Source organism: Rahnella variigena (assembly GCF_003610915.1).
Lineage (GTDB): Bacteria > Pseudomonadota > Gammaproteobacteria > Enterobacterales > Enterobacteriaceae > Rahnella > Rahnella variigena.
On record NZ_NSDJ01000001.1, the window covers coordinates 2,613,950 to 2,637,898 of the forward strand.

Sequence of the window (23,949 nt, forward strand, 5' to 3'; positions counted from 1 at the left end):
GGCATGTCAGTGATTGAACCGGGCATCAATAACCATCGTGCCGAGATTGTGGCACCGGACATCAAACCGCGTTTCGCCAACTGGCGGCGCACATTCCATTTACTGAGCCGCAGTCCGCTGACCATGCTTGGGCTGGCGATCATGTTGATCGTGTTGTTTATCATGATTTTTTCGCCGTGGCTGGTGCCGCATGACCCGAATGCCATCAGCCTCACCGACCGGTTGCAGGCGCCTTCCGCGCTGCACTGGTTTGGTACTGATGAAGTCGGAAGGGACCTGTTCAGCCGCGTCCTGATTGGCAGCCAGCAGTCGGTGGCCGCAGGGCTGGCGGTGGTCATTATCGCGGGCACGACTGGCTCGCTGCTCGGTTGTTTCTCCGGCGTGGTCGGCGGCGTGGTGGACGCGCTGATCATGCGCTGCATGGACATCATGCTGTCGGTACCGTCACTGGTCTTAACGATGGCACTGGCTGCCGCGCTCGGGCCGAGTTTATTTAACGCCATGCTGGCAATCGCCGTGGTGCGTATTCCTTTTTATGTGCGGCTGGCGCGCGGGCAGACGCTGATGTTACGGCATCAGGCGTATATGCAGGCCACGCGGACGTTCGGCGCATCGCGCTGGCATCTGATTACCTGGCACGTTTTACGAAACGTAATGCCGCCGTTAGTAGTGCAGGCTTCTCTGGATATCGGTACCTCGATTCTGATGGCCGCGACGCTCGGCTTCATCGGCCTTGGCGCGCAACAACCGACCGCAGAATGGGGCGCGATGGTGTCTAATGGCCGCAATTATATTCTCGACCAGTGGTGGTATTCGGCGTTTCCGGGCGTGGCGATACTGATCACGGCCACCGGTTTTAACCTGTTCGGCGATGGTCTGCGCGACCTGCTGGATCCTAAAAGCAGAGGGCGCTGAAATGACTGAACAAACCCAGGCGCCGGTACTGAAAATCGACAATCTGCAACTGGTCTTTCCGGTGTACGGCGGCGAAGTCAGCGCACTGAATCAGGTTTCGCTGTCTGTGAACGCCGGCGAAATCGTCGGCGTGGTGGGCGAATCCGGCTCAGGCAAATCGGTCACGGCGATGATGGCGATGCGCCTGCTGCCACCCGATGGCTTCACTGTCACGGGCGGCGCGTTACACATGCTCGGCACCGATGTGGTTCATGCCAGTGAAGAACAGATGCGCGCCTTACGTGGCGCTCGCGTGGCGATGATTTTTCAGGAGCCAATGAATGCCCTGAACCCGACACGCAAAATTGGCCGTCAGATGTGCGAAGTCATCTGCCTGCATCAGAAACTCAGCAAGGCGCAGGCATGGCAAAAAGCCATCGGGCTGCTTGATGACATGCAGATTGCCGATGCAGAACAGGTGATGTCGCGCTATCCGTTCGAGCTTTCCGGCGGGATGCGCCAGCGGGTATTAATCGCAATGGCTTTTTCCTGCGAGCCGGAACTGATCATCGCCGACGAACCGACGACCGCACTGGACGTTACCGTGCAGCGTCAGGTATTACGCTTGCTTCAGCGTAAGGCCCGCGCCAGTGGTACCGCCGTGTTATTCATCACCCATGATATGGCGGTGGTGTCGCAGCTTTGCGACCGTGTTTATGTGATGTACGCCGGGCATGTGATTGAAAGCGGCAACACGGCTGACGTGATCGACACGCCGTCGCATCCGTATTCCATCGGCTTATTGCAGGCCGCGCCGGAGAATGGTGAGCCACGTAGCCTGCTGAAAGCCATTCCCGGCACGGTGCCGAATCTGGCAAAACTGCCGCAAGGCTGTGCATTTCGCGGGCGCTGCAATCACGCAGACGAGCGTTGTCTGATAACACCTGTGTTGTCACCGCTGACTCAGTTTCCGCTGCAGTCCGTCGCCTGCTGGCATCCGCAGCGTCATGCCGCTGAAATCAACATTCAACGCATTGAGGAGCATTCCTGATGATTGCTGAAGCATTGGTCGAGTTGCAGGATGTGCGCGTGCGGTTCCCGGCCAGTTATAACTGGCGCGGTAAACCTACCGGTTATGTCCATGCGCTGAACGGGCTTGATCTCAATATTATCCGCGGCGAGACGTTAGGGATTGTTGGCGAATCCGGTTGCGGAAAAAGCACGCTGGCACAATTGCTGATGGGATTACAAAAACCGAGCAGCGGAGAAATTCACCGTGCCCGCCATGATAATTCCTGGTTTGGTTCCGGTATGCAGATGGTATTTCAGGATCCACAATCGTCGCTTGATCCGCGCCTGCCGGTCTGGCGAATCATCACTGAGCCGGTATATGTGCAGAAACACAACAGCAGCCGCGAACGTCGTGAACTGGCTGTCACATTGGCGGAACAGGTGGGTATTCGCAAAGAATACCTCGACCGTCTTCCGCATGAATTTTCCGGCGGCCAGCGTCAGCGTATTTCCATTGCCCGCGCGCTGTCTTCCGAACCAGACATCATCGTGCTGGATGAACCGACGTCAGCGCTGGATATTTCAGTGCAGGCGCAAATTCTCAATCTGCTGGTTGAACTGCAACGCCAGCGTAATCTGACCTACGTGCTGATTTCCCATAACGTGTCCGTTGTGCGCCACATGAGTGACCGCGTGGCCGTGATGTATCTGGGGCAAATAGTTGAACTGGGCGCGGCGGAAAAAGTGCTGTCCGAGCCGCAGCATCCGTACACCCGGTTGCTGCTCGATTCGGTTCCCCGTGCCGGACGCGCTCTGGATGAGGGGATCGTTGATAAAAAGGGCGAGCTTCCCAGTAACCGTAATCTGCCGATGGGCTGTTATTTTCGCGAACGCTGTCCGCTGGCCGGTGACGGCTGTCAGATGCCGCAGGAGCTTGTCTGCGGGGCAGGTGGGGTGGTAGCGAGGTGTCATCGGGTTATGCCGGAGCGGGTGTAGTTTCTAGCTCCTCCCCCTGCGAAGGGGGAGGCGGGGAGGGGGTATTAATGGCGAAACAATTGTTGAAGTATCCGCCGGGTAAAAACGTGCCAAAGCAAACTTCAACGCTATGATTTCTCTGTAATACCCCACCCCAACCCTCCCCTTCGCAGGGGAGGGAGTTGACCGGTTTTTTCCTCCGGTCAGGTGAGAAAGGGACAACTTATTTTCGTAAAAGATCCACTGTTTTCCCCCAGTCAAACGGCTCCAGATCCGTATACCTGATCCCTTTCGAGCCCAGCGCATCCACCATCCACTGTTGGGCCAGCACCGTACCGGAGCTCATATTCGGTGCGACGCCGACATCTTCGAGCGTTTTCACCACTTCACGCATTTCCTCGGCGCGGCGTTTGCCATGTTCCGCAATCCGGCTGATGAGATAGTGCGGAAACTGCGCGTTCCAGCCGAGTGAGGGGAAACTGGCATGCAGCGAAGCCAGTACTTCTTGTTCGACGCCGTACTGGCGCGCGGCACTCAGGCATTCGGCGGTCAGCGCTTCCAGACCTTTGATCATCACGCTGCGGCACATTTTGATCGCCGAGGCTTCTCCGACGGTGTTGCTGTGAACGTTGCTGTTAAATCCGGTTTCATTCAGCCATTCGCTGATGGCGTAAACATGCGTGCCACCAAGCAGCAGCGGGGTTTTCAGGCGTGCGGGCGGATAGGGCGCCATCACAGCGACGTCGATATAATTGCCGCCTGCCTGTTCAATCAGCGCCATCGCCTCGCGTTTGGTGTGGGGTGAAACGGAATTCAGATCGAGAAAGAACTGTCCGGGGGCGAGGTGCCGGGCGACGGCACCGGCCACTTTCAGCGCTTCGGCGGCGGTCACGGCTGAAAATATGATCTGACTGTTTTTCACGGCGTCTTCGACAGACAGCGCAAAGCTCACTCCCGCGTCACGGGCTCGCTGACGGATAACGGGGGAATCGGTCTGCTTATCAAACGCCGCAACGTCCAGCGCCGGATGTTGCTTTTTCAGGTCCGTTGCCAGAATAGTGCCGACTTCGCCAAGGCCAATTAAGGTAATGCGGGTCACGTTATTCATGATGGGATTCCTGATGATTGTCCTGATTGCCGTCCCAGATGCTGGCAGGGATCGCGACGCGGCCTTCAAAAATCAGGCGGGCGGTGCGTAACAGTGCGCAACCTTTCAGGCGCTCTGCACCGGTTTTTGTCGGGTCGAGTTGTAATTCCACGCTGAATTCGCCGGTCGGATGTTCCACGCTGATTAACGGCGTGTTGCCTGATGGCGCATGTGCCAGCCCTTCGGTAATGCTGCCGGGGATCAGGCAGGCGCTGGCGACGCTGACCGCGCCGAGAACGCCAATTGACGCGTGACATCGGTGTGGGATAAACGTACGGCTGGAGATAGCACCACCGTTTCGCGGTTCGGCAATCAGGGTCATTTTCGGCACGGTACGCTGCGAGACATCGCCGAGATTCATTTTCGGGCCCGCCTGTAAACGGATCGACTCGAGGCTTTTTTTCAGTTCTGTATCAGCATCCAGCTGTTCGCGGGTCTCATAACCACTGCGCCCGAAATCGGCGGCACGCAGCAGAATAACCGGCATGCCGTTGTCGATACAGGTAACGTCGATACCGTCGAATGTGTCGCGGGCGTTACCCGTCGGCAGCAGTGTGCCGCAACTGGAACCGGCGATATCGGCAAATTCCACGCTGATTTTGGCCGCAGTGCCCGGTACGCCGTCAATGCGCAAATCACCCTGATAGCAAACCTGACCGTCTTCTACAGGCACATGAGCGGTCGCAATCTGGCCGGTATTTTCCATGAAGATCCGCACCGGGGTCATCCCTTCGATCGCGCTGACCAGCTGGCGTTCGAGGGCGAACGGGCCGACGGCGGCCAGAATATTGCCGCAGTTTTGACCGTAATCTACCACCGCTTTATCAACATTCACCTGCGCAAAAAGGTAATCGACGTCGGCATCAGGTCGCGCCGAAGGGCGGACAATGGCCACTTTGCTGGTCAGCGGATCTGCGCCGCCGAGACCGTCAATCTGGCGAGGATCGGGTGAACCCATCACCGCCAGCAGCACGTTATCGCGTAAAGTCTGGTCTGCCGGTAAATCATCCGCCAGAAAGAATGCGCCTTTGGACGTGCCGCCGCGCATCAGCAGGCAGGGAATTCGGGTCTGCGGCATATCGGCTCCTCAGCGCTTTTCGGCTTGCTCTAATTCTTCGGTGGAATCGAAATACTTCAGGCCTTTTTCTGCCAGACGCGGGCGCATATTGTAGATATCCAGCCCGAGTTCGCCGTCTGCCATTCTTGCGCGTTTACTTTCTTCCAGCGCTTCACGCTCACGGCTGGCCTGCGCCACTTGCGCGACCTCTTCGCGGCGAACGACCACCACGCCGTCATCATCGGCCACGATGGCATCGCCCGGATACACCAGCTGTCCCGCACAGACCACCGGCACGTTCACGGAGCCGAGCGTTTCCTTGATGGTGCCCTGTGCATGAACCGCACGCGACCAGACGCGGAATCCCATATCGCGCAAAGTTTTGGTATCACGCACGCCGAGATCGGCAACCAGTCCGACAACGCCACGTGCTTTCAGCGACGTTGCCAATAAATCGCCGAAGAAGCCGTCGCAACAGGGTGAAGTTGGCGCCACAACCAGAATATCGCCCGGCTGACATTGTTCGACGGCGACGTGGAACATCCAGTTATCGCCCGGCGCGGTCAGCACGGTGACCGCGCTGCCTGAAATCGCACAATCCTGTTGAATCGGACGAATGCCTGCCTCCAGCAAACCCTTGCGACCTTGCGCTTCATGTACGGTGGCGACGCCAAAGGCTGCGAGAGCAGTCACGTCCGCTTTATTTGCCCGTGGAATATGGCGAACCACGACGCCTTTTTTGCCGACCAGACTCATGCTAAATCCTCCGTCACGCGCGGGAAGATGCTCTGATAGCCTTCGCCGTAAACGATGTTTTTGGCGCTGGTGATCCCGACATTTCGTTTGGCCTGCACGCCGCGCTGCTGGGCGACGCGGGTGTAGTACTCCCACAAATGTTCCTGACCGGCCATGCACTGGATAGCCTGATATTTCTTGTCCCAGACGTCGGTGATATCGAGCAGAACATCGGGTTTCCAGTCGCACTGTTCCGGCTGATGTGGTTCAAAACAGTAAACCGGCGGCGCGCCGACGATGGTTTCACCCGGTTTATAGCCTTCGGCCTGCGCGATAATCCGCGCTTCCTGCGCCAGATGTGTCGCCATCGGATGATCGTAGTTGTACGGATCTTTCAGCGAATGGGTCAGCACGAAATGCGGCTGCACGCGGCGGTAAACATCGGCCAGGCGGAACAGCGATTCTTTATCGGCACGCAGCGGATAATCGCCCATATCGAAAAACTCAACGGTGGCACCGAGAATTTCAGCGGCCGCCATGGCTTCTTCGCGACGCGACGCTTTCACGATGTCTTCCGTCATGTTGCCTTTACGCCACAGTTTGGCGGATTCACCGCGCTCGCCGAAAGACAGACAAACGATGTGGACGGCATAACCGGCCTGGGTATGTTTGGCGATGGCACCGCCCGCACGCCAGACGAAATCGGCGGAGTGGGCGCTGACGACTAATGCACTTTTAGAATCATCTTTTTTTGGCTGAGTCATGAGGGTGTCCTTGGTTTTATTGTTCTCAAAATGTCTGAGTTCCATGCTGTCAGCCTGCGCACGTGACGGGTAATTCATTTGAGCGCAGGAGGTATGCATTTTATTTATATAACCGTCATACTTCACATTGCGGATGCGTTGGCTGCGCTCAATCTCCCGAATCACTTACTTATGTAAGCTCATCGGGTGCTCTCGCTTGCCGCCTTCCCGTAACGTGAATTATTTAGGTTATAGTGCTGAGGGATGTCACTGAAAGAAACTGACAGGAGAAGGGGATGGCAGAGTCTGAGATGCTGAGTAACCTGATGCAAATACGGGCATTTTGTCAGGTTGTCGATCAGGGAAGCGTATCCCGCGCGGCCGATGAACTTTACCGCACGCAGTCAGCGGTCACGCGGGCGATCCGCGATCTGGAACAGGCGCTCGACGTCCCGCTGTTTGAACGTCATGCCAACGGCATGTTGCTGACCGATTTCGGTAAATGCGTGCTGCCACGTGCGCGGAGGGCGATTGCCGAGCTGCATCAGATCCCCTCGCAACTGGCGAAATTACAGGGCAAAAGCGGGCAAAGGCGCGGTGATACCGAACCGCTGTATCTGTTTAACGTCCGGCGTTTACAAATTTTTATCTCGCTGTGCAAGACGCGGCATATGCAGACGGTCGCGACGTTGCTTGGTCTCAGCCAGCCCGCGGTCAGTGCCGCCCTGAAAGTGCTGGAAAACGGCGCCGGTCTGGCGCTGCTCGAACGCACGCCGCACGGTATGATGCCGTCGCTGGCCGGGCAGGATATCGTGCCGAACCTGCGCCGCGCGCTCAACGAACTGCGGCACATTCCCGCTGATATTGCCGCCCGCCGCGGTGTGCTGGAAGGTACGGTGCAGGTCGGGGCGTTGCCACTCGGGCGCACGCGGTTACTGCCGCAGGCGATTATCGGTCTGACGCAGCGCTACAGTGGCGTAAAAGTGGTGACCAACGAAAGTGCGTTCAGCGCACTGGCATCGGAACTGCGTTCCGGCGAAGTGGATTTCATTTTTGGCGCGCTGCGCTCCAGTGATTACGCGGCGGATATGGCGACCGAAACCCTGTTCACCGAAAGCATGGTGATACTGGCAAGAAAGGGACATCCGTTGCTGAGCGGCGCAGTGACGCAGGCGCAGTTGCGCGAGGCCCGCTGGGTATTGCCCCGCGCTGAAACGCCCGCCCGACGCCTGCTGGACAACAGTTTTGCCGCCATGAATATGCCGCCGCCCGACCCGGTGGTTGAAAGCGGTGATCTGGGAATTGTACGCGGGCTGTTGCTGGGTTCTGACATGCTGGCAGCGGTGTCCGCCCGCCAGCTGGAGCACGAGCTTGAGTCCGGTGAACTGGTCAAATTGCCGCTGGATCTGGCCGATACGCACCGCGCTATCGGCCTGACATTCCGCGCCGGGAGTTTGCTGTCACCGGCGGCACAAGCACTGGTGGCAGAAATCCGGAAGGTTTGTGCTCAGTAATCCACTACGCCGGATTTTGCCTTTACTCCTCTTCTTCACCGGGAGGGAGTCGATTGAGCCACGCTTTGGGCTTTTGCTTTAGCGCCTCCCCCTGCGAAGGGGGAGGCGGGGAGGGGGTTTTAATGACAAAACCACTGCCTGCGAAAAGGTCAACCTCTTGATTTTGCTGTAATACCCCACCCCAACCCTCCCCTTCGCTGGGGAGGGAGCCGATTGTGCCATACTTCGGGCTTTTGCCTTTGCTCCATCCCCTGCGCAGTTGAGGGTGTTAATCACTTATTCAAATTCACCACTGCCTGTCTGATCGCGTATTCGTAGCCCTGAATACCGAACCCGCAGATCACACCGACGGAAACATCGGAAAGAAATGAGTGATGGCGGAAGGCGTCGCGTTTATGCACGTTGGTGATATGCACTTCATACAGCGGCAGGCTGACGGCGGTCACGGCATCGCGGATGGCGACGGAGGTGTGCGTCCACGCAGCGGCGTTCAGCACAATCGCATCTACTTTTCCACGGCAGGCCTGAATACGGTCAATCAGATCGCCTTCGTGATTGGTCTGGAAGAATTCGATGGTTGCGCCGCAGCTTTCGCCGGTCTGATGACATAACTTTTCGATGGTCGCCAGCGTGTCGTGGCCGTAGGTTTCCGGTTCACGGGTGCCCAGCAGATTGAGATTCGGGCCGTTAAAGACGGCAATTTTGTAATTCATGGTCTTTCCTTTCTTCAGTAATCCGTAAATCCAAACAAATCTTTCGGCGTCTGCCACAAAATCTGCTGACGAATTTTTTCGTCAGGGAATAATTGTTCAACCAGCATCAGCAGCGTGCCGAGATCCATCCGGTGCTCCGCCCGCAGAAACGGCCAGTCGGAACCCCACATGCAATGTTCTGCGCCGAACGCATTGAGCAGCGCATGCTGATAAGCGTGCCCGTCCTGATAAGGGAAGGGTTGGTGGCTGAATTTCGCCAGGCCCGACAGTTTTATCCAGGTTCTTTGCTGGTCAGCGAGGCCGAGAAGTGCCTGAAACGCCGGTTGTTGCAGGCCCTGCGTGATGTCAGGGCGTCCGGAGTGATCAATCAGCAGCCGCGTTTTGCTGCGGTTGATCAGCGGCAACAATGCCAGAAGCTGATCGTTTTGCACCTGAATGGCAGCGAACATATCCAGTTCGGCAAGACGCCCCATCAGGCTGCCGAGATGCAAAAAAGGCTCTGTGCCGAGCATCGCAACATTCATCGCAATGCCGACCACACCGGCCTGTTTCAGGCTGGCAAGCCGCTCAGTGCTGATATCAAACGGGACGACGGCGATACCTTTGAAGCGGCCGTTGCCCTTTTCCAGCGCATCCAGCAAACACGTACTGTCAGTGTTGTAACCCGACGTCGGGCCGACAATCAGCGAGTGGCGGATGTTATACGCCTGCATCACGGCGCGGTAATAATCGGTGGTGCCAATCTCGTGCCCTTCCGGACGATAAGGCGTGTCCGGAAGGTACGGGAAGCGCGCCGGATCAAACACGTGATGATGTGTGTCGATCTTGGGTTGCTCAAAAATCGTCATGCTTTCGCTTTACCTGCTACTGAATAGAGAACTTGTTGATTGCGGGTTTTCTGGAATTCTTCCAGCGTTTCGCCACGCATCGCGGAATAAATATGTAAGTTGGAGACGCCGACTACCGCGCCGAGTTTTTCCAGCAGGAAGAAGCTGACGCCGTAATGGATCATGCCGCGCCAGTCGAGTTCACGCAGCAGCTTTTGTTCCTCGTCCGTCAGTTTGTTTTCAGCAAACATAGCCTTCTGATCGGTAAGGAAACGCTCGCGCCATGCAGGCTGGATCAGACGGTGCAGGAACCGGTTAATGCGCAGCGCTTTCAGGCTTCGCGCCTGAGTGAACGGATAGGTGCCCGGCAGTTTTTCGACGCCCGCCATTTGCTGCGCGATTTTGTCACGCTGGCGCTGCTGCACGTCGTACGGCGCTTCACGTGACTGATTTTCGAGGATCAGCGTGGCGATGCCGGTCATCGACGGCAGGTAATAGGCCTGATGCAGTTTCTTCACATTGGCCGACAGCGCGCCGCGCATCACCAGCCACATAATGACTTCCGCGCCTTCCATGCCGCCCAGCGTGGCAAATTCTGCCAGCGTCATTTCGGTCAGACGTTCCGGGTCGTTGACGATCATATCGATAAACTGCTCATCCCAGTCCGGATTGTTAAACCCGCAACGTTCGCCGTGAACCTGATGCGACACGCCGCCGGTGGCGACAATCGCTACGTTCAGATCTTCCGGGAAACTTTCAATTGCACGGCGCAGCGCCTGACCGAGTTTGTAGCAGCGGCGGGCAGTCGGAATAGGGAACTGCAATACGCCGATTTGCAGCGGAACGATTTGTGTCGGCCAGCCGCCTTCATGCGGGAGAAGAGCGGAAAGCGGCGAGAACAAACCGTGATCCAAAGGTTTATCCTGGAAGAAAGACATATCGAATTCGTCCGCCATCAGGCTGGCCCCGATATGCTGCGACAGTGCCGCATGGCCTTTGACCGCAGGCAGGTCACGCGGGCCGCCACCTTCATCGGCCACTTCATACTGCTCGTCGATACCCAGCGTAAAGGCGGAATAGTGATCGAAGAAAAACGAGGTCACGTGGTCGTTGAAAATGTAAACCAGCACGTCCGGTTTTTTCTCATCCAGCCATTTTTGCATCGGTGCAAAGCTTTCGAAAATTGGCGCCCAGGCGCTTTCTTCCTGCTTGTTATGGTCAACCGCAAAGCCGATGGTCGGGGTATGTGAAACTGCTAAACCGCCTATGATTTTCGCCATCTTAAATCCTCAGTGCTTTTGTAGGGTAATCGCGGCGCGAAGGTCGTGCCGCGTTCTATTTCTATTTATGAACAGGTAGATGAACAGGTTGATGAATATATTGCTCAATAGGTTTCTAATTATAAGGTGGCTAATCCAGAGACTAGCGGATATTCATGGTGCGCGACAACTCCGGGATGTCAGTAATATCAACGCCTTTGATCATCTCGGCCGGGTGCGCCGCGCGGTGTAAAAGAATGCTCAGCCCCGCAAGCAATGCAGGCAACGCCAGAATAATAAAGATCATGTTTTGGCCGGAGAAAACGCCCAGCAGGACGCCGCCCATCGACGAACTGATAATCGCGCCGCTGCGGCCGATTCCGTGCATCCAGCAGACCCCGGTGGCACGCATTTCCGTTGGATAAAAGGCCGGAGAAAATGCCTGCAAACCGGTTTGTGCGCCGTTAATACACACGCCGCTGATGAAGACCAGCAGGGCAAGAATATCCGGGCCGAAGTTACCGATACCCTGTGATAACAGGCTGACCACGCCCATCATGTAGAAACCGGCAATCACCCGTTTGGCGATGAATCTGTCCATTAGCCCGCCGACCATCAGCCCGCCGAAAGTGCCGCCTAACTGGAACAAACCGGCGACGATAGCTGCGCGTTCCAGTGAGAAACCGCCGTTACGCATAATGGTTGGCAGCCAGCCGTTGAGCAGATAAATCACGAACAGCCCCATGAAATAAGTGACCCACAGCACAATCGTGCCTTTGGCGTAGCCGTTGGTGAAAAGCTGGAAGACCTTGGCTTTTTTCTGGATCACCGGCGCTTTCAGCACAAACCTGGTGCCTTCGCTGAATACGCCACCCGCGCGGGTCAGCACTTTGGCGATTTTTTCCTTCGCCACTTTACGCACCACCATGTACATCGCCGATTCCGGCAGGATCCACAGCAGCAAGGGCAGCATCAGCAGGGGCACAATCCCGCCCGCGAAAATGACTGATTTCCAGCCGTAGTGCGGCAGTAAACCCGCGGCGACAAAACCTCCTGCGCCGGAACCGACGTTAAAGCCGCTGTACATCACGGTGATCATCAGGCTGCGGCGGCGTTCGGGCATGTATTCCGACACCAGCGTCACGGTATTGGGCATCACCGCGCCCAAACCAAGGCCGGTGAGAAAACGCAGGATCGCCATTTCCATCGGCGTGCGGGCAAAGGTGCTCAGCAGGCTGAACAATGCGAAGCACAGAATCGACCACATCAGCACCCGTTTGCGGCCAAAGCGATCCGCGTTCGGTCCGGCAATCAGCGCGCCGATAGCCACGCCAAACATCGCAGCACCGAGGATCGGGCCCATTTCCGCGCGGCTGATACCCCAGTCTTCGATCAGCGCCGGGGCGATGAAGCCCATCACTGCGGCGTCATAACCGTCGAACATGATGATGATGAAACACAGGGATAAAACCACCCATTGATATTTCGATATCGGGCGTTCGTCTATCCACGCTTTCACGTCCACGATGGTGTCGTTGCTCATAGGGTACGCTCTCTGTTTTTTTTATTAATATGTGATCGGATTAAAACTTTGGACAAAATTTCACTGACCGGCTTAGCACGAAGCACGGTCGTGAAGGGTTTTTATTAAGATTATTTTATTTATTAAACAATGAGTTGGTTATTCATTGTTGTGCTTCCTGATAACCAACTTAGGGGCTGTAAAGCGCGCTGTCTGCCATAAAATCATTATGCAGGTATGAGTTTTATTTATGATGAGGTGTTTAAAATTACGGCAGTCGTGCTGCCGTAATTAAAAGAGGGCTCTGGAAGAGAAGGGGATAAAGCATTCATCAGGCGAATAGGTTACGCGGTCATATCCCAGAAACAGTCGTTATCGAGGGTGATGGTGGCAATTTTCTGCACCGGACCGCGCATGTTGACCTGAAAATCACCGCTGAAACTGATGGCAAGTTTCCCACCCGGCATATGCACCGTAACATTTTCATCCACCAGCGCCAGTTTGCGCATCGCGCTGGCGGCCGCACAACTGCTGCTGCCGGAGGCCAGCGTATAGCCTGCGCCACGTTCCCAGATGCCGATATTGATGTTGTTTCTGTCCAGCACCTGAACGAACTGCACGTTGGTACGCTTCGGGAAAATCGCCAGTGTTTCGATTTCAGAACCCAGTTGTTTCACCAGCTCTAAATCCAGTTCATCCACCCGGATCACGCAGTGCGGATTGCCCATCGACACCAGCGTTGCACTGAGGTTATGTCCGCCCGCGACCAGTGGTAATGCAAGGGCTTCGTCACCTTCAACGCTGGCAGGTAACGCCGCCGGAGAAAACTTTGCCTGACCCATATCGACAATCACCTGATGCGCACCTTCGGTCACTTCGCAACGCACCTGCCCGCCGGGGGTATTCACCTGAAACGGTTCGTGCGCTACGCGGCCAATATCAAACAGATAGCGGGCGTAAATCCGCAGGCCGTTGCCGCTTTTTTCGGCCTCTGAACCGTCGGGATTGATAATGCGCAGGGAAGGAATGTCGGCGTCGTCATGGTCAATCAGCAAACCGTCGGACCCGATGCCATAATGGCGGTCGCAGAGTCGCTGAATTTGCTCATTACTGAGAAGGGCGGCTACGCTCTGATGACAGACCAGATAATCATTACCCAGCCCGTGATAGCGGTGAAAAATCATGTTGGTGCTTCCTTTGGCAATTCCTGCTCGTTCATAATTGATATGAATAGCTTTAATAGGAAATCTTGCCTGTTTCAATAGCGCCACGTAAATTCAAAATAATCAGTACGAAATTGCTGAGCTGATCTCCCTGAGATCCCGCCATAAACAAGGAGTTACAGATGGAAGCTTTTACTGTTCCTGTGGCTGTTCCGCCGCTGGCCGTCACCACGCCGCGCCTGATCCTGCGTCAGTGGCAGGACAGCGATGCTGAGGCATTTGCAGAAATGAATGCAGACCCGCAGGTCATGGAGTTTTTCCCCGCCACCATGACCCGCGAGAAAAGTGACGAAATGCTGATGCGCTGTCAGAATTTGATCAATGAACGCGGCTGGGGGATATGGGCAGTTGAGTTGCGTGAGTCGGGGGAGTTTATCGGTTTTGTCGGGCTGCATACGCCGGGGTATGATCTCCCTTTTGTTCCGTGCGTGGAAATTGCCTGGCGGTTAAAAGTGGATGCGTGGGGAAAGGGTTATTGCACCGAAGCCGCCCGCGCCGCACTGGATGCAGGATTTAACCCGTTGGGTTTAAGCGAAATAGTGGCGTTCACAGCGCTGCCAAATGTGCGTTCTCAGGCGGTGATGAAGAAGCTCGGCATGACATGCGATCCCAAAGAGAACTTCATGCATCCGGCGCTGGAAGAAGGACACTGGCTGCGGGAACATTGTTTGTACCGTTTACCGCGTCCCTGAATGGCGTCCCTGAAAAAAACGGCTCCCCCTTTTCAGAGGGAGCCGTTTTTTTCAGCAAGGGCATTTGCCCGTTTTACCGCCTTCGCCCGGGAATCTCGTCTCCAGACAACGGCGGTGAAATCAGGGGGAGTCAGACGGGGCGTTAGCTTTCTGTTGATTCTGGCAAAAAAATCTCCGGCGCAGACACTTTGCCGGGGAAGAAATGAACGCGCTTATTTGGGTGCAGGACTGTAATTATCGATATAGCCAGCGATTTTCTTGCCAATCAGCGTAAGGAGTGGGCCGGCAAATACCCCGCCCAAACCGGCGACGATCATTAACCGGTCATCGCTTGCATCCCGCGAAAGAACGAAAATACTTACCAACATCCCGGTGAAACAAGAAACAACAATCTGCAGAAAACAGGCTTTCAGCTCTTCTATGAACGGCTTACTTTTTCTCAGCATGATATAGCGGACAAGCCCGCCCCACGCCGACATACCTACAATTGCAAGTATGATACCGTGCTCCATTAACACGATATCTCTGGCTTGTGCTGCACCAATCATGACGTAGTCCTCAGAAGTTAAAATTAAACCGATATAAAACTGTTGCGGTCAAATTATCACCAGAGGCTGTGGCGCGAAAATCACAAGGCAACACATTTTACTGTGAGGTGTCGGGCAGCCATCACCGGGAACATTAAAAAAAATAAAAGACATTCTATTTTAAGTCATTGTCAGCGCCCCCGCTGACCCGACTAGCCTCCGGCCATTCTGACTATAAGGCAGGAGCGCATAAGTAACTCCTTCCTCAGGTGAGAGGAAGGAGCAAAACACTAAAACCGTCAGTCAACCGGGGAGGATAAAGTGGGGGTCAGCAAGGGCATTTGCCCATTTTACCGCCCTCGCTCGGGAATCTCGCCTCCAGACAACGGCGGTGGAATTCACGCTCCGTCATGGGCGCGCGGCCCGGATGCCTTACCTGCATATGCCGGACATAATTCTGATAATCCTGCACGCCAACCATCAGCCGGAAGCTCTGCGCGGTGCGCTTTATGGCCAGTTTCAGCCACCCGGCAACGTTGTGTGGTTTCGGTTGTGGCACAAATAACGGCTGACAGCGTGTCACCTGAAATGCGCCTAACCGTGGCGTCTTAAATAATGCGCGTGATTCAGACATGGCGGGCCTCGCGACGGTTAACCACGGCAGTTTCATGCACGGTTGGCGTAGCGGATTTAAGCGCGCGGCGGATAACAAAGAAGGCGGAAATCAGCATGGTCACCGCCACTAGCATGAAAAAGCCGCACAGGATGGCGTTAATCTGATTGTTCAGCACGATAGTGTGCATATCCGCCAGCGTTTTCGCCGGTTTGATGATTTCACCACTGTCGATGCCTGCGTTGAATTTCTTCGCCTGCGCCAGAAAACCAATCGACGGTTTTTCGTGAAAAATCTTCTGCCAGCCTGCGGTCATCGAGGTGATGAACAGCCAGATGGTCGGCAAAATCGTCACCCACGCGTAACGCTGTTTCTTCATTTTGAAAAGCACTACCGTACCCAGAATCAGCGCCATTGAGGCCAGCATCTGGTTACCGATACCAAACAGCGGCCACAGTGTATTGATGCCGCCAAGCGGATCCACCACGCCCTGATACACGAAGAAACCCCAGCCAGCGACCGCGACCGTAGTACCGGCAAATGTGCCGATCCATGAGCGGTTATTCGCCAGCGACGGAACGGCGACGCCCACAAGATCCTGCACCATAAAACGGCAGGCGCGGGTACCGGCATCGACGGCAGTCAGAATAAATAAGGCTTCAAACAGGATGGCGAAGTGATACCAGAAGGCCATCATGGCGCGGCTGTTGAACACCTCGGTGATGATGTGCGCCATGCCGACCGCAAAGGTCGGTGCGCCACCGGCACGGGAAAGAATCGACTGCTCGCCGACGTCCCTGGCGATTTGCGTCAGAACGTCCGGCGTGATGACAAAGCCCCAGCCGTTAATCACCTGTGAAGCGCTTTCCACCGTGGTGCCAATCAGCGCCGCCGGTGAGTTCATCGCGAAATATACGCCCGGATCGATAACAGACGCACAGATCAGCGCCATGATCGCCACAAACGACTCCATCAGCATTGCGCCGTAACCGATAAAACGGATATGGCTTTCGCGCTCAATCAGTTTCGGCGTCGTGCCGCTGGAAACCAGTGCATGGAAACCGGAAATCGACCCGCAGGCAATAGTGATAAACAGGAACGGGAACAGGCTGCCGGAGAATACCGGACCGCTGCCGTCAATAAAGCGTGAGACGGCAGGCATTTTCATTTCCGGCATGGCGAAGACGATACCCACCGCCAGACCGGCAATCACGCCGATTTTCAGAAACGTCGAGAGATAATCGCGCGGCGCCAGCAGCAGCCAGACCGGCAATACCGAGGCAATAAAACCGTAAATCACCAGCACCCAGGTTAGCGTGGTACCGTGCAGCGTAAAGAACGGACCCCAGTAGGGATCTGCCGCTACGTTGCCGCCGTACACAATCGCCAGCATCATCAGCACGAAACCCATCACCGACACTTCAGCAATTTTTCCCGGACGCAGAAAACGCATGTAGATGCCCATAAACAGGGCGATCGGGATGGTGGCGGCGATGGTGAACAGTCCCCACGGACTGTCGGCGAGTGCTTTGACCACCACCAGCGCCAGTGCGGAAAGAATGATGATCATCACGCCCAGCGCGCCGAGCATAGTGATCACTCCGGCAAAATCGCCCAGTTCCTGTTTTGCCATTTCACCTAATGAACGCCCGTCGCGGCGGGTGGAGATGAACAAGATCAGGAAATCCTGCACTGCGCCCGCCAGCATCACACCCACTAAAATCCAGATAGTGCCTGGCAGGAAGCCCATTTGTGCGGCAAGGATCGGGCCGACCAGCGGACCGGCTCCGGCGATGGCCGCGAAATGGTGGCCGAACAATACCCATTTGTTGGTCGGCACGTAATCCAGCCCGTCATTGTGACGCTCAGCCGGAGTCATGCGTTTGTCATCGAGTTCGAAGACTTTTTCAGCGATAAACAGGCTGTAAAATCGGTATGCAATGCTGTAACAGGCAATAGCGGCGACCACCAGCCACAGGGCATTAACGTGTTCGCCGCGGCTCAGTGCCAGCATCCCAAAGGCAAAAGCCCCGATTAACGCCACCACCAGCCAGGTAATCCCGGACTTGACGCTTTTCATGATGTACAACTCCTTATGAATGGTCCTGCTCAGGCAGGCCACTATTTTTATGCAGAGAGTGTGATGTAGAGGTACGATGCGCAGACGTGCATCAGGTTGCAATATTGTGAAAATTCCGTTTAAAAATAGTGTTTTTAAACGGAAAAGTTTGAAGTTAAAGATGAAATTGTGATGGGGTTGACGCTTTAGGCAGAGAAGGCTGGTCGGATGACATCAAAGTTGTGGCGCAGAAGAAAGAATGCAAAAAAAAAACCGGCCCGTGAGGGGCCGGTCAGGCAGGTTATCAGACGCTATTATTCAGCGGCAGCGGGTTTTGCTTCACCTGGTTTGTGGTCACGCATCTGCTCCATTTTGGCAGCGCGTTTCTGGTAGTTCTCATTGAACTGTTTTTTCTGCTCTGGCGTCAGCAGGTTATACATTTTGTTCTCAGCACGTGCGCGTTCCAGCATACGGTCGGACTGCGCTTTGGTGATGGTATCAATCTGCGATTTCACTTTTGATTCATCGAAGCTGTCAGACGCCACCAGGCTGTGCATCTGATCCATCTGTGCTTTCATTGCAGCGCGGTCAGGACGCGGGCCGCTGTCTTTCATGATCTCTTTCATCTGAGTTTTCTGCTGCTCAGTCAGGTTCAGACCGGCAAACGGGTTCATATGATGCGGGCCTTTATGGTGCATCATTTTGCCGTGTGGCGCGGTAGTGGCGTCAGTGGCAGGAGCAGCGGTTGTCTCAGCAGCAAACGCGAAAGAAGCAGAGCTCAGAGCCAGAGTTGAAGCCACAATCATTGCGGTAAGTTTACGCATAATTAAATTCCTCATTGAATATTCAGGCACGTCGCCCGTTTTGTTTCGACGTAAACAAGTCTACTCATTCCAATGAATAGTAATGCGAGGAAGATGTAAAAGAGTGAAAGCCAAAATGTCATTTATCCGGCAATCGTGGAGAAAATGTTTAGAAAGCGTAAGGTTGCACGAACAGGCATGAACGGGAGGTCAGATAAATCTGAGTAATGCGGTGTATTCACACATTAACATGGTGAATGTTTCGCCGCCAGACCTCACTGGTAAACATTGATGACGGTTGATGAGCAGTTTACTTCACAGATAAAAGCTAAAAACAGGCATAATAGTTATCATTTGATTAACAATTCCTATAACAGTGCAGATGAATTATGGCCGAATCCCGTTATGAAACGCTGGCGCGTACCTTACGCCGACAAATAGATACGCAGGTCTGGCTGCCCGGCGACCGTCTGCCTTCGTTGCGCGATACCTGTAAACAGTCGGGCCTGAGCCTGATGACGGTATTACAGGCTTATCAGCTGCTGGAAAGTCAGGGCGTGATTGTTTCCCGCCCGCAATCGGGTTATTACGTGGCGGCAGGCACACAGCGCCCGGTGCGTCATTCACCTGATGAACGTCTGCACGCCGCCGAGCAGGTGGACGTCAACGACGCTATTTTCGATATCCTCAAAGCCGGGCAAGATCCCGCCGTGGTGCCGCTGGGTTCCGCGTTTCCTGATCCGACGCTTTTTCCGCAGCCACGGCTGGCGCGTTCGCTGGCCAGCGCCGTCCGCCGGATGTCACCACACAGCGCCATTGCTAATCTGCCGCCAGGTAATGAAGAGCTGCGCCGCAGTATTGCGCAGCGCTACGCACAAAACGGTATTGAAGTGGCACCTGATGAAATTGTGATTACGTCGGGGGCAATGGAATCGCTTGGATTAAGTTTGCAGGTGGTGACAGAACCGGGTGACTGGGTCGCCATTGAATCGCCCGCTTTTTATGGCGTATTGCAGGCCATTGAGCGCCGCAAATTAAAAGCCATCGCCATTCCGACGGATGTGCGTTACGGCATGGATCCTGATGCACTGGAGAAGGCGCTGGAGATCTATCCGGTCAAAGCCTGCTGGCTGATGTCGAGTTTTCAGAACCCGCTCGGATGCAGCCTGCCACCGGAAAATAAGGCACGGCTGGTGGGCATTTTGCAGGCGCACAAGGTGGCGCTGATTGAGGATGACGTTTACAGCGAACTGTATTTCGGCAGCGAAAGGACGGTGCCGCTTAAAGCGTCAGATTATCGCAGTGAAATTCTGCACTGTTCGTCTTTTTCAAAATGTCTGGCGCCGGGATTTCGTGTCGGCTGGGTGGCGGCGGGGGCTTATGCCGAACGTATACAGCGTCTGCAACTGATGAGCACATTATCGGCCAGCGTACCGGTTCAGCTGGCATTAGCGGATTATTTGCAGGGCGCGCAGCAGGGCGGCTACGACACGCATTTGCGACGTTTACGGCGTCAGCTCGAACAACGGCAGCTGGCGATGCGCCACGCCATTATCCGGGAATTCCCGCCGCAGGTTTCAGTTTCGCAACCAGCGGGAGGCTATTTCCTGTGGCTGGATTTGGGCGATAACGTGGATGCGGCACGGGTTTATCAGCGCGCACTGGCAAAAGGCGTCAGCGTCGCGCCCGGCACCATGTTCTCGGTCGATGAACGATTCCGCCACTGTTTGCGTCTGAACACCTCATTCGAATGGGGGCCGCACACCGCCCGCGCCATCTCGATTCTGGCGGCGCTGGTGGCGGAAGAAATCGGGATGGAAAAGGGGAGTTAACCTTCCGGGGAGTAGCGGGTTCGCTAATTGTCTGATGCCAGGTAAAGGAATATTGTAATCCCTCACTCTAATAAGGGATTTAAAACCATGGCAATACCCGTTTACTTATGGCTCAAGGATGACGGTGGTGCAGACATTAAAGGTTCTGTGGATGTACGTGATCGCGAAGGAAGTATTGAGGTCGTTTCATTTAATCACGGGCTTCATATTCCGACAGATAATAATACCGGAAAAATAACCGGCACGAGGATCCATGCACCGCTGACATTTGAAAAAGAGTTCGATAGTTCGTCCCCATACTTTTATAAAGCTGTAGCTCAAGGCCAGACTTTAAAATCGGCAGAATATAAGTGGTATCGGATAAATGATGCTGGACAGGAAGTAGAATATTTCAATATGTTGCTGGAGAACGTGAAAGTCGTCGCTATCAGTCCGGTGATGTACAACGTTAAAACTTGTGAGAAAACCAATCATATGGAAAATATTGAACTGCGATATGAAAGGATTACATGGAAATATTGTGACGGAAACGTACAGTTCACCGATGCATGGAATGAACGTGTAACAGCCTGAAGATGAGAGGGGATTATCCCCCTCTTTTCACTAATCATAAAGCCATTGTCCCGCCTCAGCAGAGTTAATGAACATCTGAACTGTTAAATCCGGCTTCTTTATCCATTTATCTTTTTTTCTGAGAATCCAGTCCAAAATGCCGATTTCTAAATAGGGAAAATAAGCATTCCAATCAAGAGTGCTCATATCAATACTGAATTCATCGCCAAATCGCTCAATTATTTCAACCAGATAGTAAGGTTCATCTTCGAAATCCTGCAGTGCTGAGTCGATCTCGATAGAAATTCTTTTAGAACTGAACAGTACCTTTTGGTCCGGTATTTCTCGCTTAAAAAAGGCCACCACCTTCTCCTCAATACTCATAATACCACCTTAAAATATCCGATCTTGGGGATGGGCAATGATGTTGTATTTATTGACAGATTTACAGGCAATACTTGAGACATCGTAAGCAATCAGAAATGCTCCCAGTACTGGGATTGTGCGGCCAATAAAGGTTGATAATTTTTTAACCATCACAATTTTCATCTTAGGTGGGAAGTAACCTATTATCGTTGGTAACTTTATGGACATCATTTTTCCACGAAGATATTTTCTGATAGTTTTTGAAGCCCTTGATGTCCCCGGAGTGGCATCGGAGGGTTTACCTGGCACATCGATATTATTTTTCCCTGAGTATAGGAGTGAAACACCTACTACATCATTTACACCGAAATGATCAAGTGTCTCATCAACCATAATCCAGAAAAATAGTTCGCAGGCAGTAAGATTGGAGGTTCCATCGTAGAAATAGGTTCCATTTAGTTCTTCAATCGTGTCCATCGTAGAAACTCCCTTTATAAATGAGGAGTTACGTTATGCCTTCGAACTTTAATAAACAATTATCGAACGCTATTTAACGAGATTTTCAGAAAGTTATTATGGATAAACATTTATTAACGGAAACCCTATTATCCCGATTTCAAACATCCTTCTCCCGCAACGTCTTGCCGACATTTCCGCCCGGATGGACTTTCAGCAAACGCTGCTGGTCGAAACCGTTGCGCAGCATAATGTTGCCGCATAATGCATCGAACACCGCCAGCACCAGCACGATAGACGTTGTGGCCAGCATATTGAGCGGGTCGATTTCGCGCTGAATGTGCGTTTTCACCACCAGCGTGGCGGCGCGGGCAATCGCCGAATCCGGATTCTCCGTCACGCTGATGATTGCCACGCCTTTAGCTTTCAGTGTAGGTAGCAGGCGCGTCAGCTCTTCAGAGTTGCCGCCGCGGGAAATCAAAATCATCAGATCATTGCTGCGCATAAAACCTAAGTCACCGTGGGCCGCATCGGTAGCACTCAAATATACCGCAGGCTGTTCAACGCAGGCCAGCATATGCGCGATTTTCCGCGCTGCAATGCCCGATGTGCCCACGCCGGTGACGGCAACCTTGCCCTTGCAGCCCGTCACCAGCGTCAGTAACTGCTGCCAGACATCCGCATCGAGATTATGCTGCAATGCCAGCAGTTCCTGGCTGTAGGTCTGCCAGCCCTGACACGCCAGGGTAAATTCCTCTTCCGCATTCATTCAGTTTCCCCCTGCATCAGGCGACGGTATTTCATGCTGTCGTGGTACATCTCATGGAATACGCGATATTTACGGTCGTAATACTCTTTGATTTTATTGGTTTGCGGCGTAACGGTTTTGCCGATACGGCTCATGGCGGCCATCGCTTCCGGCAAAGAATCGTATGCGCCTGCCGCGACGGTGCCCATCATGGCGCTGCCAAGCAACATCGCTTCGCTTTCTTCCGGCAATAACATCGCGCAGCCGGTGGCGTTGGAATGTTCCTGCACAAACACCGGGTTTTTGGTGCCGCCGCCGCTGGCCATCATGGTATCAATGCGGTAACCGCTCTGGTTCATGGTCTCGATAATGTGACGGGTGCCGAGGGCCAGCGCCTGAATGGTCGCCAGATAATGCAGGGCCATGTCTTCCGGCGTGCGCGACAGTTTCAGACCGGTCAGCGTACCGGTCAGCGTCGGATTGGCGCGCGGTGAACGGTTGCCGTGGAAATACGGCAGCATATGAATGTCTTTGGTGAGGAAGGCGATATTCTCCGGTTCACCGGCCATTTTTCGCAGAATGCCGTTGAGCATTTCGTAAATGGTTTTGCCGCTGTCTTTGCCCTGTTTGAGCAGGTCCTGATAACAGGGATGCGACTGGATCACGTGGTCTATCAGCGCGCCGGTGGTAGATTGCCCGCCTTCATTCAGCCAGTAGTCCGGCAGAATGGCTGAGTAATAAGGCCCCCAGATGCCGCCGATATAACGTGCGCTGCGCGACATCGCCATATGCGCCGTAGACGTGCCGCCAATCAGCGCGATGCGGTTGTCGAAATCAGCTGATTCACCGGATGCACCGCTGGCACCGAGAATACCGAGGCTGCCTGCGTGGGCATCAATAATCGAAACGCTGACTGCCGTGCCAGCCATCAGACCCATTTCTGCAGCGGCGCGCTGGGTCAGACCGTGTCCGAGCGGTTCCCCCATGGTTTTCACTTCACTGCCAATTTTCGCCGCGTTGTTTTCCAGCAAATCTTCCAGCCCGATCTGGCGGAAATAGCTCGGATCCCAGCGGTCTTCATGGCCGATATAGGTCCATTTGCAGACGGTGGAACACAGCGAGCGGGTGGTGTCCTGCGTGGCGCGCCAGGTCAGGAAATCTGGCAGGTCAAACAGGTGACCGACGTTGTTCCAGGTGGTTGGCATATGCTGTTTCAGCCACAGCAATTTCGGCGTCTGCATTTCCGGTGAAATAATCCCGCCGACGAATTCCAGCACGCGGTGACCGGTGGCATTGATACGCTCGGCCTGAGTAATAGCGCGGTGATCCATCCACACGATAATGTTCTGCTCGCTGCGCCCGGAAGGACTGACGGTCAGCGGTTTGCCTTCTTTATCCAGTACCACCAGCGAACAGGTGGCGTCGAACCCGATACCTTTCACCTGAATCGGGTTGATGTCTGCCTGATTCACCGCGTCTTTCACGGCGTTGCAAACGGACTGCCAGATCTCATCGGAAGACTGTTCGACGAAATCGGCTTTCGGGCGGTACAACGTGATTTCACGGCTGGCCTGGCCGACCATACGGCCGGTCATGTCGAAGACGCCCGCGCGGGCGCTGCCGGTTCCTACGTCAACTCCAATAAAATAACTCGCCATGTTCTTTCCCTTCGGTAAAAAGC

At 54.5% G+C, this 23,949-nt stretch carries 24 protein-coding genes; 7 read left to right on the forward strand and 17 right to left on the reverse strand.

Annotated elements, in window-relative coordinates:
* The first annotated feature begins 3 nt into the window (after positions 1–3).
* The 3 genes from ddpC to CKQ54_RS12255 are packed head-to-tail and all read left to right on the forward strand — an operon-like array spanning position 4 to position 2,901.
* A complete protein-coding gene (gene ddpC, locus CKQ54_RS12245; RefSeq protein ID WP_120161841.1) occupies positions 4–915 on the forward strand; it encodes a D,D-dipeptide ABC transporter permease in 912 nt (303 codons plus the stop codon).
* Position 916: 1 nt separating this feature from the next.
* A complete protein-coding gene (locus tag CKQ54_RS12250) occupies positions 917–1,945 on the forward strand; it encodes an ABC transporter ATP-binding protein (RefSeq protein ID WP_120161842.1) in 1,029 nt (342 codons plus the stop codon).
* Positions 1,945–2,901 (forward strand): oligopeptide/dipeptide ABC transporter ATP-binding protein, encoded by a 957-nt coding sequence (locus tag CKQ54_RS12255; RefSeq protein WP_120161843.1) that lies wholly within the window; start codon positions 1,945–1,947, stop codon positions 2,899–2,901. Before CKQ54_RS12250 ends, CKQ54_RS12255 begins: the two co-directional genes overlap by 1 nt.
* A gap of 202 nt (positions 2,902–3,103) precedes the next feature.
* Here the strand turns inward: CKQ54_RS12255 and CKQ54_RS12260 are convergent, their stop codons facing one another.
* The 4 genes from CKQ54_RS12260 to galB are packed head-to-tail and all read right to left on the reverse strand — an operon-like array spanning position 3,104 to position 6,583.
* Positions 3,104–3,988, reverse strand: coding sequence for an NAD(P)-dependent oxidoreductase (locus CKQ54_RS12260; RefSeq protein ID WP_120161844.1), 885 nt, complete (start codon positions 3,986–3,988; stop codon positions 3,104–3,106).
* Positions 3,981–5,105 carry a 4-oxalomesaconate tautomerase gene (locus CKQ54_RS12265; RefSeq protein WP_120161845.1) on the reverse strand — a complete coding sequence of 375 codons (1,125 nt, stop codon included), beginning with the start codon at positions 5,103–5,105 and terminating at the stop codon, positions 3,981–3,983. The genes CKQ54_RS12260 and CKQ54_RS12265 overlap by 8 nt, the downstream gene beginning before the upstream one ends.
* A 9-nt stretch (positions 5,106–5,114) precedes the next feature.
* Complete coding sequence (locus CKQ54_RS12270; RefSeq protein ID WP_120161846.1) at positions 5,115–5,840, reverse strand: 4-carboxy-4-hydroxy-2-oxoadipate aldolase/oxaloacetate decarboxylase; 726 nt, start codon at positions 5,838–5,840, stop codon at positions 5,115–5,117.
* Positions 5,837–6,583, reverse strand: a complete 747-nt coding sequence (gene galB, locus CKQ54_RS12275; protein ID WP_120161883.1) for a 4-oxalmesaconate hydratase — start codon at positions 6,581–6,583, stop codon at positions 5,837–5,839. Before galB ends, CKQ54_RS12270 begins: the two co-directional genes overlap by 4 nt.
* Positions 6,584–6,858: 275 nt before the next feature.
* Here galB and CKQ54_RS12280 point away from each other — a divergent pair, with 275 nt between their 5' ends.
* Positions 6,859–8,076: a LysR family transcriptional regulator gene (locus tag CKQ54_RS12280; RefSeq protein ID WP_120161847.1), complete on the forward strand. Its 1,218-nt coding sequence runs from the start codon at positions 6,859–6,861 to the stop codon at positions 8,074–8,076.
* 272 nt (positions 8,077–8,348) lie between these two features.
* Here the strand turns inward: CKQ54_RS12280 and aroQ are convergent, their stop codons facing one another.
* The 5 genes from aroQ to dapF all read right to left on the reverse strand — a co-directional run bounded on the left by aroQ (position 8,349) and on the right by dapF (position 13,581).
* Complete coding sequence (gene aroQ, locus CKQ54_RS12285; RefSeq protein ID WP_120161848.1) at positions 8,349–8,789, reverse strand: type II 3-dehydroquinate dehydratase; 441 nt, start codon at positions 8,787–8,789, stop codon at positions 8,349–8,351.
* A 14-nt stretch (positions 8,790–8,803) separates the two neighbouring features.
* Positions 8,804–9,637 (reverse strand): amidohydrolase family protein, encoded by an 834-nt coding sequence (locus CKQ54_RS12290; RefSeq protein ID WP_120161849.1) that lies wholly within the window; start codon positions 9,635–9,637, stop codon positions 8,804–8,806.
* Positions 9,634–10,896: a gallate dioxygenase gene (locus CKQ54_RS12295; RefSeq protein WP_120161850.1), complete on the reverse strand. Its 1,263-nt coding sequence runs from the start codon at positions 10,894–10,896 to the stop codon at positions 9,634–9,636. The genes CKQ54_RS12290 and CKQ54_RS12295 overlap by 4 nt, the downstream gene beginning before the upstream one ends.
* 142 nt (positions 10,897–11,038) lie before the next feature.
* Positions 11,039–12,418, reverse strand: coding sequence for an MFS transporter (locus CKQ54_RS12300; RefSeq protein WP_120161851.1), 1,380 nt, complete (start codon positions 12,416–12,418; stop codon positions 11,039–11,041).
* A gap of 323 nt (positions 12,419–12,741) precedes the next feature.
* Entirely contained in the window at positions 12,742–13,581 is an 840-nt protein-coding gene (gene dapF, locus CKQ54_RS12305) for a diaminopimelate epimerase (RefSeq protein WP_120161852.1), read from the reverse strand.
* Positions 13,582–13,742: 161 nt separating this feature from the next.
* Here dapF and CKQ54_RS12310 point away from each other — a divergent pair, with 161 nt between their 5' ends.
* Positions 13,743–14,312, forward strand: a complete 570-nt coding sequence (locus tag CKQ54_RS12310) for a GNAT family N-acetyltransferase (protein WP_120161853.1) — start codon at positions 13,743–13,745, stop codon at positions 14,310–14,312.
* A 212-nt stretch (positions 14,313–14,524) separates the two neighbouring features.
* Here the strand turns inward: CKQ54_RS12310 and CKQ54_RS12315 are convergent, their stop codons facing one another.
* The 4 genes from CKQ54_RS12315 to spy all read right to left on the reverse strand — a co-directional run bounded on the left by CKQ54_RS12315 (position 14,525) and on the right by spy (position 18,335).
* Complete coding sequence (locus CKQ54_RS12315; protein WP_112288275.1) at positions 14,525–14,860, reverse strand: phage holin family protein; 336 nt, start codon at positions 14,858–14,860, stop codon at positions 14,525–14,527.
* 307 nt (positions 14,861–15,167) lie between these two features.
* Entirely contained in the window at positions 15,168–15,473 is a 306-nt protein-coding gene (locus CKQ54_RS12320) for a YbdD/YjiX family protein (protein WP_120161854.1), read from the reverse strand.
* Complete coding sequence (locus CKQ54_RS12325) at positions 15,466–17,532, reverse strand: carbon starvation CstA family protein (RefSeq protein WP_120161855.1); 2,067 nt, start codon at positions 17,530–17,532, stop codon at positions 15,466–15,468. The genes CKQ54_RS12320 and CKQ54_RS12325 overlap by 8 nt, the downstream gene beginning before the upstream one ends.
* Before the next feature lie 293 nt (positions 17,533–17,825).
* Positions 17,826–18,335 carry an ATP-independent periplasmic protein-refolding chaperone Spy gene (gene spy, locus CKQ54_RS12330; RefSeq protein WP_120161856.1) on the reverse strand — a complete coding sequence of 170 codons (510 nt, stop codon included), beginning with the start codon at positions 18,333–18,335 and terminating at the stop codon, positions 17,826–17,828.
* A 368-nt stretch (positions 18,336–18,703) separates the two neighbouring features.
* On the opposite strand from spy, the gene CKQ54_RS12335 reads away from it, so the two are divergent.
* Both CKQ54_RS12335 and CKQ54_RS12340 read left to right on the forward strand, forming a co-directional pair.
* A complete protein-coding gene (locus CKQ54_RS12335) occupies positions 18,704–20,146 on the forward strand; it encodes an aminotransferase-like domain-containing protein (RefSeq protein ID WP_120161857.1) in 1,443 nt (480 codons plus the stop codon).
* A gap of 87 nt (positions 20,147–20,233) precedes the next feature.
* Positions 20,234–20,719 (forward strand): Hcp family type VI secretion system effector, encoded by a 486-nt coding sequence (locus CKQ54_RS12340; protein WP_120161858.1) that lies wholly within the window; start codon positions 20,234–20,236, stop codon positions 20,717–20,719.
* A gap of 30 nt (positions 20,720–20,749) precedes the next feature.
* Here CKQ54_RS12340 and CKQ54_RS12345 read toward each other — a convergent pair whose 3' ends face one another.
* From CKQ54_RS12345 to CKQ54_RS12360, 4 genes are all read right to left on the reverse strand, one after another.
* Entirely contained in the window at positions 20,750–21,082 is a 333-nt protein-coding gene (locus tag CKQ54_RS12345) for a DUF1493 family protein (RefSeq protein ID WP_120161859.1), read from the reverse strand.
* Between the two features lie 9 nt (positions 21,083–21,091).
* On the reverse strand, positions 21,092–21,541 hold the full coding sequence (locus CKQ54_RS12350; protein WP_120161860.1) for an STM2901 family protein: 450 nt from the start codon (positions 21,539–21,541) through the stop codon (positions 21,092–21,094).
* 139 nt (positions 21,542–21,680) lie between these two features.
* Positions 21,681–22,289 (reverse strand): KpsF/GutQ family sugar-phosphate isomerase, encoded by a 609-nt coding sequence (locus tag CKQ54_RS12355; protein ID WP_120161861.1) that lies wholly within the window; start codon positions 22,287–22,289, stop codon positions 21,681–21,683.
* Complete coding sequence (locus tag CKQ54_RS12360; RefSeq protein ID WP_120161862.1) at positions 22,286–23,926, reverse strand: FGGY-family carbohydrate kinase; 1,641 nt, start codon at positions 23,924–23,926, stop codon at positions 22,286–22,288. Before CKQ54_RS12360 ends, CKQ54_RS12355 begins: the two co-directional genes overlap by 4 nt.
* Positions 23,927–23,949: the final 23 nt, after the last annotated feature.

Bases quoted from the DNA above. Each gene is read 5' to 3' on its own strand.
- ddpC (WP_120161841.1), top strand. From the start codon at position 4: ATGTCAGTGATTGAACCGGGCATCAATAACCATCGTGCCGAGATTGTG.
- CKQ54_RS12250 (WP_120161842.1), top strand. From the start codon at position 917: ATGACTGAACAAACCCAGGCGCCGGTACTGAAAATCGACAATCTGCAA.
- CKQ54_RS12255 (WP_120161843.1), top strand. From the start codon at position 1,945: ATGATTGCTGAAGCATTGGTCGAGTTGCAGGATGTGCGCGTGCGGTTC.
- CKQ54_RS12260 (WP_120161844.1), bottom strand. From the start codon at position 3,988: ATGAATAACGTGACCCGCATTACCTTAATTGGCCTTGGCGAAGTCGGC.
- CKQ54_RS12265 (WP_120161845.1), bottom strand. From the start codon at position 5,105: ATGCCGCAGACCCGAATTCCCTGCCTGCTGATGCGCGGCGGCACGTCC.
- CKQ54_RS12270 (WP_120161846.1), bottom strand. From the start codon at position 5,840: ATGAGTCTGGTCGGCAAAAAAGGCGTCGTGGTTCGCCATATTCCACGG.
- galB (WP_120161883.1), bottom strand. From the start codon at position 6,583: ATGACTCAGCCAAAAAAAGATGATTCTAAAAGTGCATTAGTCGTCAGC.
- CKQ54_RS12280 (WP_120161847.1), top strand. From the start codon at position 6,859: ATGGCAGAGTCTGAGATGCTGAGTAACCTGATGCAAATACGGGCATTT.
- aroQ (WP_120161848.1), bottom strand. From the start codon at position 8,789: ATGAATTACAAAATTGCCGTCTTTAACGGCCCGAATCTCAATCTGCTG.
- CKQ54_RS12290 (WP_120161849.1), bottom strand. From the start codon at position 9,637: ATGACGATTTTTGAGCAACCCAAGATCGACACACATCATCACGTGTTT.
- CKQ54_RS12295 (WP_120161850.1), bottom strand. From the start codon at position 10,896: ATGGCGAAAATCATAGGCGGTTTAGCAGTTTCACATACCCCGACCATC.
- CKQ54_RS12300 (WP_120161851.1), bottom strand. From the start codon at position 12,418: ATGAGCAACGACACCATCGTGGACGTGAAAGCGTGGATAGACGAACGC.
- dapF (WP_120161852.1), bottom strand. From the start codon at position 13,581: ATGATTTTTCACCGCTATCACGGGCTGGGTAATGATTATCTGGTCTGT.
- CKQ54_RS12310 (WP_120161853.1), top strand. From the start codon at position 13,743: ATGGAAGCTTTTACTGTTCCTGTGGCTGTTCCGCCGCTGGCCGTCACC.
- CKQ54_RS12315 (WP_112288275.1), bottom strand. From the start codon at position 14,860: ATGATTGGTGCAGCACAAGCCAGAGATATCGTGTTAATGGAGCACGGT.
- CKQ54_RS12320 (WP_120161854.1), bottom strand. From the start codon at position 15,473: ATGTCTGAATCACGCGCATTATTTAAGACGCCACGGTTAGGCGCATTT.
- CKQ54_RS12325 (WP_120161855.1), bottom strand. From the start codon at position 17,532: ATGAAAAGCGTCAAGTCCGGGATTACCTGGCTGGTGGTGGCGTTAATC.
- spy (WP_120161856.1), bottom strand. From the start codon at position 18,335: ATGCGTAAACTTACCGCAATGATTGTGGCTTCAACTCTGGCTCTGAGC.
- CKQ54_RS12335 (WP_120161857.1), top strand. From the start codon at position 18,704: ATGGCCGAATCCCGTTATGAAACGCTGGCGCGTACCTTACGCCGACAA.
- CKQ54_RS12340 (WP_120161858.1), top strand. From the start codon at position 20,234: ATGGCAATACCCGTTTACTTATGGCTCAAGGATGACGGTGGTGCAGAC.
- CKQ54_RS12345 (WP_120161859.1), bottom strand. From the start codon at position 21,082: ATGAGTATTGAGGAGAAGGTGGTGGCCTTTTTTAAGCGAGAAATACCG.
- CKQ54_RS12350 (WP_120161860.1), bottom strand. From the start codon at position 21,541: ATGGACACGATTGAAGAACTAAATGGAACCTATTTCTACGATGGAACC.
- CKQ54_RS12355 (WP_120161861.1), bottom strand. From the start codon at position 22,289: ATGAATGCGGAAGAGGAATTTACCCTGGCGTGTCAGGGCTGGCAGACC.
- CKQ54_RS12360 (WP_120161862.1), bottom strand. From the start codon at position 23,926: ATGGCGAGTTATTTTATTGGAGTTGACGTAGGAACCGGCAGCGCCCGC.